Raw genomic sequence first — 15,855 nt, forward strand, 5'->3', positions numbered from 1 at the left:
ATCAGTTAAATTAAAAGTTTGTGGTAAACACGTGTATTGCATAATGAGTAAGTAAAATTAGTTTACTTCAGGACATCAAACGCTCGTTAAAATGACTAAGCTTTTATCGGTTAGCCCAGGCTAAGATGCCCCAGTAAACACTGGAGCAAAAAATGAGTAAAGAGCACAGAAACGGTAAAGAAAGCAAAAAACAGCCTTTAAAATCCGCTAAAGAAAAGCGCAATGAAAAGCACGCTAAAAAAGCTGGTAAAGGATTGTTAGATAACATTAAATAAAATGTTTTTTTCAAATTGCGTTAAGCGAGTTTAACTCGGTATCTTATTGTTAATTAATAATAATATCGTTAACGCATCACCTATATGCCAACTGGTACGTTAATTCGTTCAAAGACAATTTGATTAATTATGCCGTGCCAGTTTTATCATTTCTTAGGTAACCCCCTTCAATTTAATCTCAATCTCAATCATCGCACTCATCTTCCAAGCATTTGGTATCTTAGTATTAATCCGATAGCGTTATTGACGCAGCTGTCCCCATACAACTGATGGAAACTTTGTTCCTATTGTTACACCAATCAGTATCAGAAAGTGCTCAACTCAGCGTGTTCTGCATACTTAAGATATTTCCTCTATCCTCGGAGGCCTGATGCGGCGAATGTCGCACTTCGGAGTTGAATTCGGGCACGACTATATGGATGTAGGGGGAGGATAACGCATGGTTGTTACTGAGGCGCAATTAAAGGCCTTGCCTCATCAGCGCTAACCTTTAGTGCTAAATCGTCGCTGAACGATCACATCTTTATACTCATTGGTATTACTACAACGATTGAGTTAAACATTAAGCGGAGTGCGATAGCTTATTAATCGTAGAATGTAAGTTATTGCTAACATTCAGCTGTGTGGTACGTTTTAGGTTAAGACAAATATCTTTGGCACTGCTTAGTATGAAGATTGGAATTAATTCATGAGCGATTTTTTATTACAACGCTTAAACGAAATCGATTGGGGTATAACGAGTGGCCAATTACTCGCAATCGGGCTGCTTTTGACATGGTTATGGGCTATTTGGCCGAGCGAAGAGATGAAGGCCTTGCTTCACGATAAAGCCCTGCAGTCGCGTTTACTGCTGACGGCATTTGCGATCAATGCGTTGTGGTTAATAAATGCCAGTATTACAGTGGGTATCCATCTACACTTTTTAGGTTTAGTGACGTTAATGTTGATGTTTGGATGGCGTATAGCCACTTTTATTGCGCTATTACCTGTGCTGTTTTTCGCTACCTTCGTTCTCAAGCAGCCGTTTGATTTTGCTGTTTATGGATTAGTTGCCGTCTCGATACCGTTATTTCTTTGCTATGTGGTTTATAGTCAAGTATTCAAATACCTGCCGCATCATTTATTTATTTACATCTTTTGCGGTGCATTTATGAATGGCTTTTTGTCGATTTTATTCCACATGCTGCCTTGGTCGGTTTGGCTCTGGGTGAGTAGCGAATATGATTGGAGTTACTTATCGGATAATTATCTATTATTGATTCCGCTACTGGCGTTTCCAGAGGCGCTACTTAATGGTATGGCGGTGACATTTATGGTGGTATACCGCCCCGATTGGCTTTATGACTATTCTGATCGAACCTATTTTTAGCGACGCTATAATCAGTACTAGATAAATTCATTGGTGTTTTTATTTTAATTAGTCGCTATCAAAATGATGCGTTCAATGTTTCATCTTGTAACCTTTGAGGGAGTATCCCTGTTTGTATTTCTTTGCTAGTCGTTGAGCGTTCAGATCTTGATATTGATTGGTATTAGTTGAGGTGAACAGTGAAATAGGTTGGGTGAAAAGCGGGATTTATTGTTATTATTAACCAATCACAGCGCTAAGCGATAGAGCGTTTAAATAGTGCGACTGACGTTGATAGGTTATAGCTTATTGATTTGGTCGTTAACCCAATCGAATAGTTAAGTCTCAATGATCGCTACTCATTATTTGCCTTAAGCGTTCTATTGAATACAGTAAATACCGCATGTGCGGTAGCCGGAACTCCCATGATTGAATTGCAACAAAATAACCCATTACATGGCTTAGGTTTAGAGGCCATGGTTACCGAGTTAGTCGATTTTTACGATTGGAAAATACTCTACGCCGCATTGCGTTTAGAGTGTTTTAATCTTAATCCGACGATGGAAGCTAGTGTTAAGTTTCTGAAAAAAACCGAGTGGGCCAGAGAGCGGGTGGAAAGCTTCTACCTTTATCGTTTTAAGCGTATGCCTAAAGGTAGTGCGGCGCAGTTTGAGTTAAAGCCGCGTGAGCGTGGTTTTGCAGATGGGATTGTGCCGCGTAAACCACAAGAGTTGACCGTTGAGTTGATTGCTGAAATGCGAGCTAAAGCGACAGCTGATTATGAAGCGATGAAGAAAAATAATGGCCGTCCTAAATTTGGTAAAGATAAGTCTCGCGCTCAAGATAGCTATGCGCAAAACAAGCGCTCAGGCAGTAAACGTCCCGCGCCATCTCAAGATCCAAATAATCCTTGGGGGAAATAGCGGGTGATGAAGCTAAGGCTTTTGAGTTGCTTGATGAGTTAGCCAATCTAAGTTGAAATTGGGTTTAGCTTGAGACCACTCTAGCGTGTAGGTAACGAGATAAGCGTAGCAAGATAGATAAAAAGAGCGCAGCCAATATGGCTGCGCTCTTGTCGATTAGGCTAGGCTAGTTTGATTAAGCTAGTTAACCTAAAGATAGCTCTCTTGCTCGGTCTGCCGCCGAGTCCATTGCATTGGCGACTAATTCGTCGAGTTCACCATGCTGAAACGCTAATATCGCTTGCTCTGTAGTGCCTTTGGGCGAGGTGACTTGGCGTCGCAGTGATGCAAAGTCCAGTTGACTACTCGCCGCCATCGATATCGCTCCCATAGCACTTTGCAAAACTGCTTTGGTTGCGGTTTGTTTTGGCAGACCTTGGTTTATTGCCGCCTTTTCCATTGCTTCTAAAAACAGGAAGAAGTAAGCTGGCGAGCTCCCCGCAGTGGCGACAATGGTCGACATCTGCTTTTCATCTTTAAGCCACACAGTATCACCTACGGCGTTCATTAGCGCGTCGGCTATCTTGATATCTAACTCATCAGTTTGTGTTGCTGTATACATACCCGTTAAGCCTTTACCGATTGCCGTTGGCAGATTCGGCATAGAGCAGATAACACGGTTAGAATGTCCCAACTTTTTGCTGATAGTGGCATGTTTAACCCCAGCCGCAATCGAGATAACCAATTTATCTTCGCTTAGTGCCGACATCATTGGCGCAATGTCTTCGCACACTAAAGGTACGACAAAGGGCTTTACTGCAATAATGATCACATCGGCGAAGGCAACCGCAGCGCTATTATCTTGATGTACTCGTACATTAAATTGATCGACAATACCGTTGCGGGTCGCTTGGGTCGGCGCGCATACCAAGATATTTTGACCGTTATGACCATGTTTCAGTAAGCCTGCAATGATGGCTTTAGCCATGTTTCCGCCACCGATGAAGGCGATACGCATCTGTGGATCTAATTGTAAGTCGTAGTGAGAGATAATAAGGCTCCTTTAGTGATTGATTGAGTGTCTAAATGAGTGCTGAGTGAATAACAAAATGACGCCTTATATGGTGAATCGCTATATAAGGCGTCGTCATCAACTGCATGCGGTTTGGGGCAATGGATTAAGCACGAACTTGGCCATCACCACTCACTAAATACTTTTCGGTGGTGAGTGACTCAAGACCCATTGGACCGTAAGCATGCAGCTTGGTGGTCGCAATGCCTATCTCGGCGCCTAAGCCTAACTCGCCGCCGTCAGAGAAGCGTGAAGAGGCATTAACCATTACCACAGATGCATCAACCGTACGTTGGAAACGAGCTGCAGTAAGCTCATTTTTGGTACAAATCACTTCGGTATGATGGCTACCAAAGCGTCTAATATGGTCGATTGCCTGATTAAAGTCTTCAACCTGACAAATGGCGATTTCAAGGTCTAAATACTCTTGGCCAAAATCACCATCGTCTATTAGATTGCAGTTGTTAAAGTAGTTGGCCGCGTGTTGGCAAGCATTGATCTTGACCTGATGCTCAGCAAGGGCGCTCGCTACTTTAGGGAGAAATTCAGCGGCAACATCTTGGTGAACGACAAGCCCCTCAAGCGCATTACAAACTCCAGTACGCTGGGTTTTACCATTGAGTAGCAATGCTAATGCGGTATCTAGATCGGCATCTTTATCTACGTAAAGGTGACAAACTCCCTTAAAATGCTGAATAACTGGGATCTTACTGTGATCAGTTACGAAGTTGATCAGGCCTTCACCGCCTCGTGGAATAATCACATCAATATAATCACGTTGCTGCATTAACTCCATCATTAAAGCACGATCGGGATCGGGCACGACAGTGATCAATGCTGGTGGTAAGCCATAATGCTTGAGCACCGTCTGTAAAATATCAGCAATAACCTTACTGGTTTGAAGCGCTTCTTTACCGCCTCGTAGCACGACTGCATTCCCTGATTTAAAGCATAATGCGCCAGCATCAGCTGTCACGTTAGGACGCGCTTCATAAATCATACAGACAACGCCAAGTGGTACTCGCATCTTACTAATGTTTAGTCCATTTGGGCGCTGACCAATGTCTCTAAGCTCACCAATGGGGTCGGGTAAGGCTGCAATAGTTTCAATGCCTTGCGCCATAGCTTCTATTCGCTCTGGCGTCATTTTTAAGCGATCTAACATTGCTGCGCCAAGTTGGTTTGATTCGGCGTGAGCCATATCGATCACATTGGCGCTTAAGATCTCATAGCTGTGCGCTCGGATCGCGCGCGCCATGTCCAGTAGTACCGTGTTTTTTAGCTGCTCATCCAATACAGCAAGTGTCTGTGCTGCTTCTGCAGCTTCTTTCGATAAATTCTTTATTAAGCTCATATTTACTCCAATATGGCGATATTTTTGTCGGAGATGATCGGGCCAGTCTTTTGCTGAACATCGTTAGCAAAATCGCGATCGTCTTGCTCCGCAATAAAATTAAGTAGGCAACTGCTGTAATTGGATTTGGCTTTTGCCAATTTAGTGCCATCGCCTTTGCGCACTAATACCGTATCACCGACGGAAAAGTTACCTTTTATGGCTACTACATCGTCGCTAGTCAGCTGTGTATTTTGTTGTTCAAGATCTGCGTCAAAGTCATTTTCGACGATTAACTCACCTTGTGCCTGTGAAGTGTGGGTCATCCAGTGCAGGTGTTCTTGCATCGGATGCTCAAACGGGGTGAATAAGGTCCCCGGGTTCTGCCCCTTCAATAGCTGATTGAACGAGTTGGAATCGAAACCATCAACAATCACAGTTTCAATGCCGTGAGAGATCGCTTTTTCAGCTGCCTGAATCTTTGTACGCATCCCACCTGTGCCCACATCGCTGGTGGCGCCACCCGCCATAGCATAGATGTCGGCGTTGATGTCTGTTACTTGTTTTATCAGCTTGGCATCGTCATGAAGATTAGGGTTTTTGGTATAAAGCCCTTTAACGTCTGAGCAGATAATGAGTGCGTCAGCATCGGCTGCGGCCGCGACCATTGCCGATAGATTGTCGTTGTCACCGACTTTGAGTTTGTCAGTGGTCACCGCATCGTTTTCGTTAATGATCGGTAGTAAGCCATGTTCTAACAGGCTAAATAACGTATCTTTAATGCTGATATAGCGCTCACGATCCCTAAGATCACCATGGGTGACTAGCATCTGCGCTGATGGAAAATCAAATAACTTATCCCATGTGGCCATCATGTCGGCTTGCCCTGCGGCAGCCATAGCCTTTTTAGTCGATACATTTGGGTCGGAGACCCCCGGGAATCGGTGCCAGCCAGCGGCAACCGAACCAGAGGATACCAATACAACCTGACACCCTTGGGCTCGACAGTTTGCAATAAATTGTGCGATGCCTAGTAGGAAGTGGCTGCTACACCCCTTTTTATGGGGAGCAATCAAGGCACTACCCACTTTGACGACTATGCGTTTCCAGTGTAAATCTGCCATTTTGCTTTCCCTATTTTTGCTCTGCTAGTACTCGGCCCGCTTCGTTGAATGTCTTAACCGTGTTTTTACAGGGATCTGAGTCCAATGCACTCACGACCCAAATCACGACGCTACTCACTAAGAAGCCGGGGATCATCTCGTATATGACCGTTGTCAACGCTTTGCTGTCTGCAAGCACTGGGGCGTAAATCCAAAACAGTACTGTTGCTGCGCCCGAGACTATGCCTGCTATTGCGGCTTTATGGGTTAGGTTCTTCTTGTACAGGCTAAATAGCACTAGCGGACCAAATGCTGCACCGAAGCCAGCCCAAGCATTACTGACTAATGACAAGATACTGTTTGAACGATCTAACGCCAATAAACTAGCGACAAATGCAACACCTGCTACCCCATAGCGTCCCATTTTTACCATCTCTTTTTCGGTCGCTTCTTTCTTCGATATCACACGATAGATATCTTCAGTTAATGAGCTAGAAGACACCAGTAATTGCGATGAAATCGTACTCATAATCGCTGCTAAAATAGCGGCTAATAGGAATCCACTGATCATTGGATGGAATAGTAATTCTGAGAATACGATAAAGATGGTTTCAGGATCACTTAGCTTCATATCAAACTTATTGGCATAGGCGATACCGACTAAACCTGTGGCTAATGCACCAATAATGGTTACTGTCATCCAGCTCATACCAATATTTTTCGCCGTTTTAATATCACCAACGCTGCGAATTGCCATAAAGCGGACGATGATATGTGGTTGACCAAAATAACCTAAGCCCCACGATAAACTGGAGATGAGTCCGAGTAGGGTGACATTTTGCATCGCCTCACCAAAGTGAGGAATAGACTGATAAGCAAAGTCCATCATCTTATCGGCACTGGTAAACTCTTGATACGCCACAACCGGAACCAAAATCAGAGCCACGAACATGATACAGCCCTGGACAAAATCGGTAAGACTGACGGCTAAAAATCCACCAAGCAGTGTATAAGAAACCACAACGCCTAAGGTGATCATTAACCCGAGTTCGTAATGCACTTCGAATGCCGATTCAAACAACTTACCGCCAGCAACTAAACCAGCTGACGTGTACAAGGTGAAGAAAATTACGATGATGATTGCCGCAATAATACGAATATTACCGCTTGGATCATGGAATCGTTTCGCAAAAAACTCAGGTATTGTCAGAGCGTTATCTGCAACTTCCGTATATACACGCAGTTTAGGCGCGACAATTAAATAGTTAATTAATGCACCGAGCAACAAGCCGACTGCAATGTAAATGGTCTCAAATCCAACCAAGAACATAGCGCCGGGAAGCCCCATTAGCATCCAGCCACTCATGTCTGACGCACCCGCAGAAAGGGCGGTAACTTGTGGGCTAACCTGACGGCCACCCAAAATGTAACCTGAAACATCGCTGGTGGATTGTCGATAAGCAAATAAACCAATGGCTAGCATGGCGAGAAAATAGATGGCCAATGATACATAACTTAGGTAGTTCATTGATTATTGACCTCCTAACGCTTTGTTATTTTGAATCCCATTGGGTTTCAACATGACAAAGAGATAGGTGCTTAAAATAGCGATTAAGCAGAACAGTTGCATCCCTTCTTTACATTTTAAAGCCATAGTTGACCATAGCTGTTGAATGAGATTCTCTTCCGTTGCATTGTCTGACGACATGTTGCCCTCCTGAGCATTATCTTGATTATATTTGTCATTAGCCACCAAAATAGTTATAGGGCTAATAGTTAGTGCTGTAACTATGTTAACACTGTTTTAGAGTGTTTTTCCACCTCGAGTCCGATTTTATGTGGTTTATGCGTGAGCGCTAATGTTAGGAAAAGGTTTGGGGCGTGAGTTTTTCGAGGCCGATGTTTGGGCTTCAATTACCGCGTCAAATTTTATGACGAGGTGGGTGAAGTTAGCTTAGCTACTAGGATTGAAGTGCTATTGGATTTCAATCAGTCGGGGGGGAATTACTGGCTGCGTCGACTGCAGTGCTATGTCTTAATGCTTGTTGAGATAGGGAATCTAACTGCGTAATAAACAGTCAATTTTTTATCGGCAAAACCTAATGATAATCGATTGCTTGGATTTACTCGTACAAATACATCGCACAGACCATTTGTTATAGCTATTGGTATTTGATTGACTGTTCGAGACCAAATGCATTTTCTATTAATAGTGATTTAACTGTTTTTTTTGGGGGTTGAATACCCAATTGAAAGAATATTGACCATAATTTACCTACCTAGAAGGAGGATGTTATCAGTTTATGGCAGTTTCACGACAAGTTGTGTTAGCGGGTTTTCTTATTATCCTAACGCTGGTAGCAGTTCCATTGGCGCTATTTATTACGCAGGTGTCTCAAGGAGGCTATGGTCTTAAAGCCTCAAATAAGGAGATTGATTTTCACTGGCAGGATATTGAAGGTGAGGTACATCAATTTAGTGATTGGCAGCAGGGCACGACATATCTGTTTATGGGATTTTTGAGCTGTTCAGAGATTTGTCCTGTTCGGATTGGTCAAATGATCGCACTCGATAAATGGCTTGATGAATCTCCTTATTCCGATAGTTCTGTGCGTTTCTTCTTTGTCACTGTAGACCCACAAACCGATAGCCCCGCTATTCGCCGTCAGATGGTCGATGGACAGTCAAAGCGTTTTGTTAGTGCATCAATGTCACGAGATGATCTTGATCAACTTCAATTGGTGTTACGCGAAAAAGTTGCTATACAAGATGGGATACCTAACCACGTTGGGAATTTATATTTGTTCTCACGCGATACCTCATTGGAGCGAGTGTATACCCAATGGCAGTTATCAATTGAGAAGATACAAGCTGATTTAATTCCACTTTTATCACTATAGAGTCTTAGTTATGAACCCTAATAATTACCATGTTGCCCAGACGTTGAGAAACGATCTCTATATCTTCAGAATTTTGCTCGCTCAAGCGCCGATTTTGTTTATTAGTGGTTGGGTGGGATCTGAGCTCACTTTGCTGGCGAGTATGAGTGCCGTTATCATTCTAGTGGTGACCTCATTGGCCTATCACCTGCTAAAAGGTAGCCATTTATTTGGGATTGTTGCAGCTGTGATTATGATGACTGTCTCAGCAGCCTTGATACAGACCCAAATGGGGATGATAGAGATGCATTTTCATATCTTTGCATCGATGGCTGTATTTTTGATCTATCAGCGTTGGCAGCCCTTATTAACCGCGTTGCTGACGGTGGCGGCTCATCATCTGTTATTTACAGCAATTCAGCTGCAGCAGGGCAGCTTTATGGATATGCCGATAATGATTTTCGCTGGTGAATGTAATTGGAACATCACATTTCTTCATGCGGTCTTTGCTGCGGCCGAAACGGGGATATTAATGTTATTGGCGTCGTTTATGCGTAAGGAGTCGTCGGCAAATCAGCGAATTGCGCAAGCAATTGAAACTATTTCACAGAATAAAGATCTCACTCTACGTCTAGGAGCTGATAGCAGTAGTGCGGAGGCTGCCTTTAATACTATGCTGGATCAACTGGCTCAACTTTTTGCAGATTATAGAGATATTGCCAAAGAGATGAATGCTACGGCGGATGAATTGAAAGTGACTAGCGATAAAACTGTCCATGAAGTAGAGCATTATAATCAGCAAGCCAAGAGCATCACTTATACCACTCAAGATGTGATTGCTCGGATAAACGAAGTTGTCGGCAATAGCCAATTGTCGGCCGAGCGAGCAAAGTCAGCGGCGCTAACAAGCACAGAAGATAGACATAGTGCACTAGATGTGATGAAAGATATGCGCTTATTAGAGGCGAATACTAATGAGATCCGAGGCTCATTAACTGAGCTCACATCTGATGTCACCGCGATCACTAATTTACTGCAAGGAATCCGTAGTATCTCAGAACAGACCAATTTATTAGCATTGAATGCGGCTATTGAAGCCGCTAGAGCGGGCGAGTCTGGACGTGGTTTTGCGGTGGTTGCCGATGAAGTGCGCGCATTAGCCCAAAGAACTAGTCATTCGACAGATGAGATCGCCACAGTGCTTGAGAGACTTAATGCCTCTATGGTCAAAACGGTTGAATCAATGGATCTTGGGCAAAAGCGGACTCTAGAAAATGTTACCCATACGCAAAATATTGCCGACGGATTAGGTGTTCGCTCTGAGCAGATCTCAGAGGTCGCTCAACTAAGCGAAAGCGTAGCAACTGAAACTAAATCACAATCAAGTGTGTTAGAAAGTGTTGGTGCAGAGATCTTACAGAACGCAGAATCGATACAGCTCTTATCTGAGCAGGTTAAGACATTAGCCACCGCAGCGATTGCAATACAAGGTATTGCTAAAGAATACCAAACAAAAGCCGCAATTTATAAGGTTTAGCTGATGCTAATGTCATCATTATCGAAATACTGAGTGATAATGATGTCTTTCGATTCAACTATTTGGGTTGAAAGTATGAGTCCACTAATCCGCTCTGCAAAAGTGGGTAGCAAGTCCTGTATCAACTAAGCTGAGTGCCAATAGATCACTCTTCATCATATTCTTTTAGTTTTCGATAAAGGGTGGCTAAGCTCATGCCTAGTTTTTTGGCTGTCAGTGCTTTGTTGTTATTTAGCGTCTCTAATACTGAAATAATGTAGTCTTTCTCGATACGATTTAATGGTTTAATGCCATTGTTGACTGACGGTTTAGTGATGTTTTGATGAAACTCTTCTGGCAGATCTTCTGGCATCACTTGAGGACCATCGCTTAATACAACTGCTCGTTCTATGGTATTGGCTAATTGACGAATATTTCCGGGCCAATCGTAATTGAGCAGAAGATCGGCGGTTTTATAGTTAAAACCTGTAATGTTTCGGTTCAACTTTTTATTAAAGTCCGCTAAGAAATAACGCGCTAAAGGTAGTATATCTTCACCACGATTTCTTAATGGTGGAATGGTGAGTTTTATCACGTTAAGGCGGTAATAGAGATCTTGTCTAAACTCACCGGACTCTACCGCGGCTTCTAAATCCTTATTTGTGGCCGATATAATTCGAACATCAACATCTTTGATGCAGTTATCACCCACACGGCGGATCTGTTTCTCCTGAATAACACGCAGTAATTTAGTTTGCATCGTTGGGGACAGCTCTCCCACTTCATCGAGAAATAACGTGCCACCATTTGCGCTCTCAATCAGTCCGACTTTGTGATTGTCAGCACCAGTAAAAGCCCCTTTGACATGGCCAAATAGCTCACTGTCTAACAATGTCTCAGTGATTGCGCCACAGTTTATTGCAAGTAACGGTTTATCACTTAAATCCGAATGTTGATGAATAAACTCTACTAGCTTTTCTTTACCAACACCGCTCTCGCCAGTAATTAAAATCGAGGTGGGTACCTTGGCGACGGTCATTGCCATATCAATGAGTTTCTGCATCGGGTAGCTATTGTTGATTGGGTAGCCACAACGGACATAATTAGCTTTCACGCTTAAATCTAGATTTTGACTAAAATTGCGCGGAAAGTACTCTTCTACTTTCAAGATATCGTGGACTTCAGCTTGAACTGTGTCGATATTAATACCATTAAAATAGGGCAGGTAAGGATCAATTTCTTCGTTCCACTGTTCAATATATTTACCAATTAGGTGGCAATGACAATCTCCCTTAGCTTGGCATTCTGACTCGATAAAATAGACTGTACGTTGCTCGATATGGGAGACATAACCGCTAGCAAACCCTACCTGCTCCCAGCATGTGACATTTTCTGACAGTCCGTTTAAGCGAAGTTGTTGCTCGGCCTCATATGAGCCAATGAAGTAGGTCTCAACTAGGGGAGCGTCAGATATACCATCGGTTCGATGACTGCTGAGGACTTCGCCAAAACCAAACATTGAACAGATCATCGGTCCTAGGACGCCTTCGCGAGCTTCATCCCATACTTCAGGCATCTGGCGTTTTATCTGTTCCGCGAGTAGCCAGCCTCTTATAAACCCTGAGCGTGTAATCGTGGTACGCGTCATTTCGTAGCCAAAAGTCGCTAGTAACTCTTTTCTTAACAGACCATGTGAAACCATATCTGTTAGATAGGTTCTTCTGCCAAGAAAGCTCATGGTACCTCCATGAGGTTTAAAGGAGAGGAGTTCGCGAAGATCTAATTGTGATGTTTTCATTAAAACCATAAATTTAACAAGGGTGACGTTAAGTTAACATTATATATTTTATGTTTCAGTGATGGTCTTCTTAGTTATATAAGATAGTTGAAAAGTAGCTTAAAGACATAAATAAAATGACGCTTTAATAAAAATTTAAAGCGTCATTTTAATATTAACGACAGAGTTTAAAACGCTAATAAATTAAGGCACTTTAAAATCAAATTCGTGGCAATTATTACAGTAGTTTTCTGATGCTTCATGTTCGGCATGACAGTTTTCACACTCAAGACTTGTTCCGTAGTGAGGGGAGTCGTGCTTATCTGGTGCGCCATGGTAGTCTTCTTTTTGTTTGGGAAGTTCATGGCAAGTAAGGCATTGATCTATTTCGACCGCTTCAAAAGGTTTAGTCGTATGACAACTTTTGCATGTTAAACCTGCATCTTTATGGTGAGATTTAACTTTGTTCATTGCAAACGCTTGTGAAGAGCATGCTAAGAAGGCAAGTAATAGAATTGCTAGACTTTTTATGTTCATCATATTTATCCAATTATGAGAAAATGCAACCATGCAGGTGATTGCATTTTCTCTATTCATCTAGAAGGTGTACTTGAGATAGGTTTGGAAACGAGTCATATCGCCCTCTCGTGTTCCCATGTTTTCAACTTCCCCAGATCTCACCCCGATTGCATATTCAACATCCGAGGTAATATTCCAGAACAGGTTGGTATGCCAAGAGAAGGCCGTTTTGTTGGCATGTTCCGTCAAAATGCCATTTTCGAATCCGTCTTCATCTTGCTCGGAATAGCCCGCTCCCACAGCTAAACGTAAGTCCTTCTTAAGTGAGAATATAACCCCACCATTGATACTGCTGAATTTTAGCGTATCGATGTCGCCTAGATTATCGATCCCTGCTCCAGCATTAAAGCCTAGGCCGGCATAGCGACCAATACCGTCGCCATACATAAGACCCAATACGGCTTTATGGCCATCGCCAAATTTTAGACTGCTGTTTAGCGCTAACCCGTAGCCAAAAGTATCATTTCCATCAAGCTCGAAGCGACGCACGACGGCACGTGGTGACACGGTAACGTGTTTATTGGCATAAAAATATTTAGCCACAATATCTGGCATTAAATCTTCACTAGAAGACCCAGCATTTACCTGAGTAAAAGGCCCCGCCTTTGTTAAACCTAATGTTGGGTTTTCAAAGCTCACAGAGGCATATTGACCCTTAGCTATATTGTATTGGTAACGCACTTGAGGTTGACGCACAAAGCTACTACCGGGATCGCTGGCAAAATCGAGTGAAGGCATTGAGCCTGCGAAATCCATGAAATTGGTCCACGTTTGCCCAGCTAAAAGGGAGTGGGCACCATTTTCCATTTTAAAATAAGCGTGGCGGATACGAAATCCGTGGCTGTTAGACCAAGTCGGTCCGTCATTATCGATGTCGGCGAAAAAATCGCCTTCAAAATGTGATGTTAACTTACCATAATCAGTCGCAGTGCTAGACTTTAGGAATATTCGGCTTTCCCTTGCCGTCATTCTAAAATCACTTGATTCTGCATTAGGTGAGCCATCAATTGGGGTTGAATAAACGCTATATAGATCTCCGTTGTATGGCGCGTTTATTGTGCCGTCTGAATCAAAAATTCCGGTTAGTTTTATATAACCGCCAACGGTGAGATCAGTATCGCTAACATTAAAGTCATAGGCTAGTGCAGGTGCTGCTGAAGCCAAAAGAGCTGAACAGATAGCGATACGCAATTTTGTGTTCTTTAACATTTTTATCCCCTCGAACAATATCAAATAGCGGCCAGATCATCTGGCCGTGAGCGCTTGCTATGCATTGGCCGCCATTTTTCCTGCAATGCGTCCAAATACGATGCAGTCAGGAATAGCAACAGTACCTAAGCGACAAGCACCGTGGGTACCGCCAGTCGATTCGCCACATGCATATAAACCAGGGATCGTTTCTCGAGTGGCGACATTGATAACTTGAGCTTGAGTATCGATTTCTACACCGCCCATAGTGTGGTGAGCTTTAGGCCATAAACGTACGGCATAGAAAGGCGCCTTAAGAATGGCCTTTTGTTTCATTGAGAAAGGTTTACCAAATTCAGGATCATTTTTTTGAGCGACATAGCTGTTGTAGCGCTCGATTTGAGCCTGCAGTGTTTTCGCTGACATTTTGTAATGTGCGGCGAGTGCATCTAACGTATCGAAGGTATGAACAACTTCGCGTTTGAGCAGTTTTGGCATAACGTGCATAGATGCTGTAACACCAACAGAGTCACAAATGGCGACAGCCACATTGCCCGTTTTGATGATGGCATCTGCGCGAACTTTACGATCGGCGAGCTCATTGACGAAACGCTCGCTGGTTTCTGGGTTGATCATCACCCCATGAGTGAAGGCTGAGTAGGCGGCAAAGATGGGAGCTAAGCCAAAGCCTTTTTCATCTGGAGACGCCCAAGGACCAAGCTGGATCCATGATAGTTGTACAGGGTTAGCTCCCACACGGACCATCTCTTTTAAGCATTCGGAAGTCGCGCCACTGTGGTTAGTCGTTGCCAGCTCTTCAGTGAGTCTTGGATCTTGAGTCGAGCGATAAAGTACATCGGCCGCAAAGCCACCAGAGGCCATCACGACTCCCTTCTTAGCTTTAATAAAATGAGTCGCGGTAGCATTTTCTTTACCTGGCTTAAACTTAGTCACCACTTCTAGACCGACAACACGCCCTTCGTTATCGCTAATTAAGCGTTTAACATAGACTTTTTTATTCAGGGGAATATCAAGCTCTTTACACTTAGCTAGCATAGGTTGGATGATACCCGAACCCGATTGGTTGTATGTTGTATGAGTTCTAGGTATTGAGTGACCGCCAAACTGCGCCAATTTGTCTTTCCATTTCACCCCTAGATAATCTCTGCACCATTCAAAAGCTTCATTGGAGCGTTCGGCTACCATGCGTGCTTGCTTAGGATAATTAAGTCCAAGACCTGCTTTATACATATCCCCTAGCATCGCCTCAACAGAATCGGTGACACCATTGGCCTTTTGAATATCGCTACCCACAACGGCCATACCGCCGCCATTAATTGTTGAATTACCGCCTGGAACGGGCATTTTCTCTAAGATAACCACCGATGCTTTGGCATTTTTTGCTTCGATAGCTGCCGATAGCCCAGCAAAGCCACTACCTACAACGACGACATCATAGGTTTCATCCCATTGTTCTGGCATCGTGCTGCAAGTCGGTGCTGTTTTTGCTGAGGCAAACCCTGACAGTGCGAGTCCGGCTGTTGCCGTTGTGATGCTAGTCGCTTTTAAAAAGTTACGTCTAGATAGATTAGTCTTAGTATCTTTGCTCATTATCATTACCCTTATTTTCAATGTCATTTAAACAGGGTTGCCTGATTAAAAAAAAGGCAAACTGCTTATTTTCATTTTTATTACTGAGAAATATATGCAAAAGGATAAGAGCACAGAGCGTGCCAGCTATTTTATTATTGTTTAACTGTTGGTTTAAAAGGTGTTTTTATTTGTGTATTCTATTGATGTGATCTGTGTCTCTGCATTGTTGGGAATAAGTTTCTCAGATTGAAGTATAGTGAGAATTGCTTATTTAAGACCGAGGTCACTTA

At 43.2% G+C, this 15,855-nt stretch carries 14 protein-coding genes; 5 read left to right on the forward strand and 9 right to left on the reverse strand.

The window, feature by feature from the left end; translation table 11 throughout:
• The first annotated feature begins 152 nt into the window (after positions 1 to 152).
• The 3 genes from K0I62_RS19205 to K0I62_RS04445 all read left to right on the forward strand — a co-directional run bounded on the left by K0I62_RS19205 (position 153) and on the right by K0I62_RS04445 (position 2,546).
• A complete protein-coding gene (locus tag K0I62_RS19205; RefSeq protein ID WP_258405084.1) occupies positions 153 to 275 on the forward strand; it encodes a hypothetical protein in 123 nt (40 codons plus the stop codon).
• A gap of 688 nt (positions 276 to 963) precedes the next feature.
• Positions 964 to 1,644: an energy-coupling factor ABC transporter permease gene (locus K0I62_RS04440; protein WP_220070317.1), complete on the forward strand. Its 681-nt coding sequence runs from the start codon at positions 964 to 966 to the stop codon at positions 1,642 to 1,644.
• Between the two features lie 404 nt (positions 1,645 to 2,048).
• Positions 2,049 to 2,546: a VF530 family protein gene (locus tag K0I62_RS04445; protein WP_220071278.1), complete on the forward strand. Its 498-nt coding sequence runs from the start codon at positions 2,049 to 2,051 to the stop codon at positions 2,544 to 2,546.
• Between the two features lie 184 nt (positions 2,547 to 2,730).
• On the opposite strand, the gene proC is transcribed toward K0I62_RS04445, so the two are convergent.
• The 5 genes from proC to K0I62_RS04470 all read right to left on the reverse strand — a co-directional run bounded on the left by proC (position 2,731) and on the right by K0I62_RS04470 (position 7,741).
• Positions 2,731 to 3,543, reverse strand: coding sequence for a pyrroline-5-carboxylate reductase (proC, locus tag K0I62_RS04450; RefSeq protein WP_220070318.1), 813 nt, complete (start codon positions 3,541 to 3,543; stop codon positions 2,731 to 2,733).
• 160 nt (positions 3,544 to 3,703) lie between these two features.
• On the reverse strand, positions 3,704 to 4,951 hold the full coding sequence (locus K0I62_RS04455; RefSeq protein WP_220070319.1) for a glutamate-5-semialdehyde dehydrogenase: 1,248 nt from the start codon (positions 4,949 to 4,951) through the stop codon (positions 3,704 to 3,706).
• Between the two features lie 2 nt (positions 4,952 to 4,953).
• Positions 4,954 to 6,054 (reverse strand): glutamate 5-kinase, encoded by a 1,101-nt coding sequence (proB, locus tag K0I62_RS04460; protein WP_220070320.1) that lies wholly within the window; start codon positions 6,052 to 6,054, stop codon positions 4,954 to 4,956.
• Positions 6,055 to 6,064: 10 nt separating this feature from the next.
• Positions 6,065 to 7,561 (reverse strand): sodium/proline symporter PutP, encoded by a 1,497-nt coding sequence (putP, locus tag K0I62_RS04465; RefSeq protein WP_220070321.1) that lies wholly within the window; start codon positions 7,559 to 7,561, stop codon positions 6,065 to 6,067.
• Positions 7,562 to 7,564: 3 nt separating this feature from the next.
• On the reverse strand, positions 7,565 to 7,741 hold the full coding sequence (locus K0I62_RS04470; RefSeq protein ID WP_220070322.1) for a hypothetical protein: 177 nt from the start codon (positions 7,739 to 7,741) through the stop codon (positions 7,565 to 7,567).
• 595 nt (positions 7,742 to 8,336) lie between these two features.
• Between K0I62_RS04470 and K0I62_RS04475 the strand changes: the two genes are divergently transcribed.
• The gene (locus K0I62_RS04475) at positions 8,337 to 8,933 is read left to right on the forward strand and encodes an SCO family protein (RefSeq protein WP_220070323.1); all 597 of its coding nucleotides are present in this window, start codon (positions 8,337 to 8,339) and stop codon (positions 8,931 to 8,933) included.
• 10 nt (positions 8,934 to 8,943) lie between these two features.
• A complete protein-coding gene (locus tag K0I62_RS04480; RefSeq protein ID WP_220070324.1) occupies positions 8,944 to 10,449 on the forward strand; it encodes a methyl-accepting chemotaxis protein in 1,506 nt (501 codons plus the stop codon).
• Positions 10,450 to 10,594: 145 nt separating this feature from the next.
• On the opposite strand, the gene K0I62_RS04485 is transcribed toward K0I62_RS04480, so the two are convergent.
• The 4 genes from K0I62_RS04485 to K0I62_RS04500 all read right to left on the reverse strand — a co-directional run bounded on the left by K0I62_RS04485 (position 10,595) and on the right by K0I62_RS04500 (position 15,583).
• On the reverse strand, positions 10,595 to 12,226 hold the full coding sequence (locus tag K0I62_RS04485) for a sigma-54-dependent Fis family transcriptional regulator (RefSeq protein WP_220070325.1): 1,632 nt from the start codon (positions 12,224 to 12,226) through the stop codon (positions 10,595 to 10,597).
• Positions 12,227 to 12,409: 183 nt separating this feature from the next.
• Positions 12,410 to 12,745 carry a cytochrome c3 family protein gene (locus K0I62_RS04490; protein WP_220070326.1) on the reverse strand — a complete coding sequence of 112 codons (336 nt, stop codon included), beginning with the start codon at positions 12,743 to 12,745 and terminating at the stop codon, positions 12,410 to 12,412.
• Positions 12,746 to 12,802: 57 nt separating this feature from the next.
• Positions 12,803 to 13,993 (reverse strand): DcaP family trimeric outer membrane transporter, encoded by a 1,191-nt coding sequence (locus K0I62_RS04495; protein ID WP_220070327.1) that lies wholly within the window; start codon positions 13,991 to 13,993, stop codon positions 12,803 to 12,805.
• A gap of 57 nt (positions 13,994 to 14,050) precedes the next feature.
• Complete coding sequence (locus tag K0I62_RS04500; RefSeq protein ID WP_220070328.1) at positions 14,051 to 15,583, reverse strand: flavocytochrome c; 1,533 nt, start codon at positions 15,581 to 15,583, stop codon at positions 14,051 to 14,053.
• Positions 15,584 to 15,855: the final 272 nt, after the last annotated feature.

Origin of the sequence: Shewanella psychrotolerans (genome assembly GCF_019457595.1) — a bacterium.
In the GTDB taxonomy this organism is placed as follows: domain Bacteria; phylum Pseudomonadota; class Gammaproteobacteria; order Enterobacterales; family Shewanellaceae; genus Shewanella; species Shewanella psychrotolerans.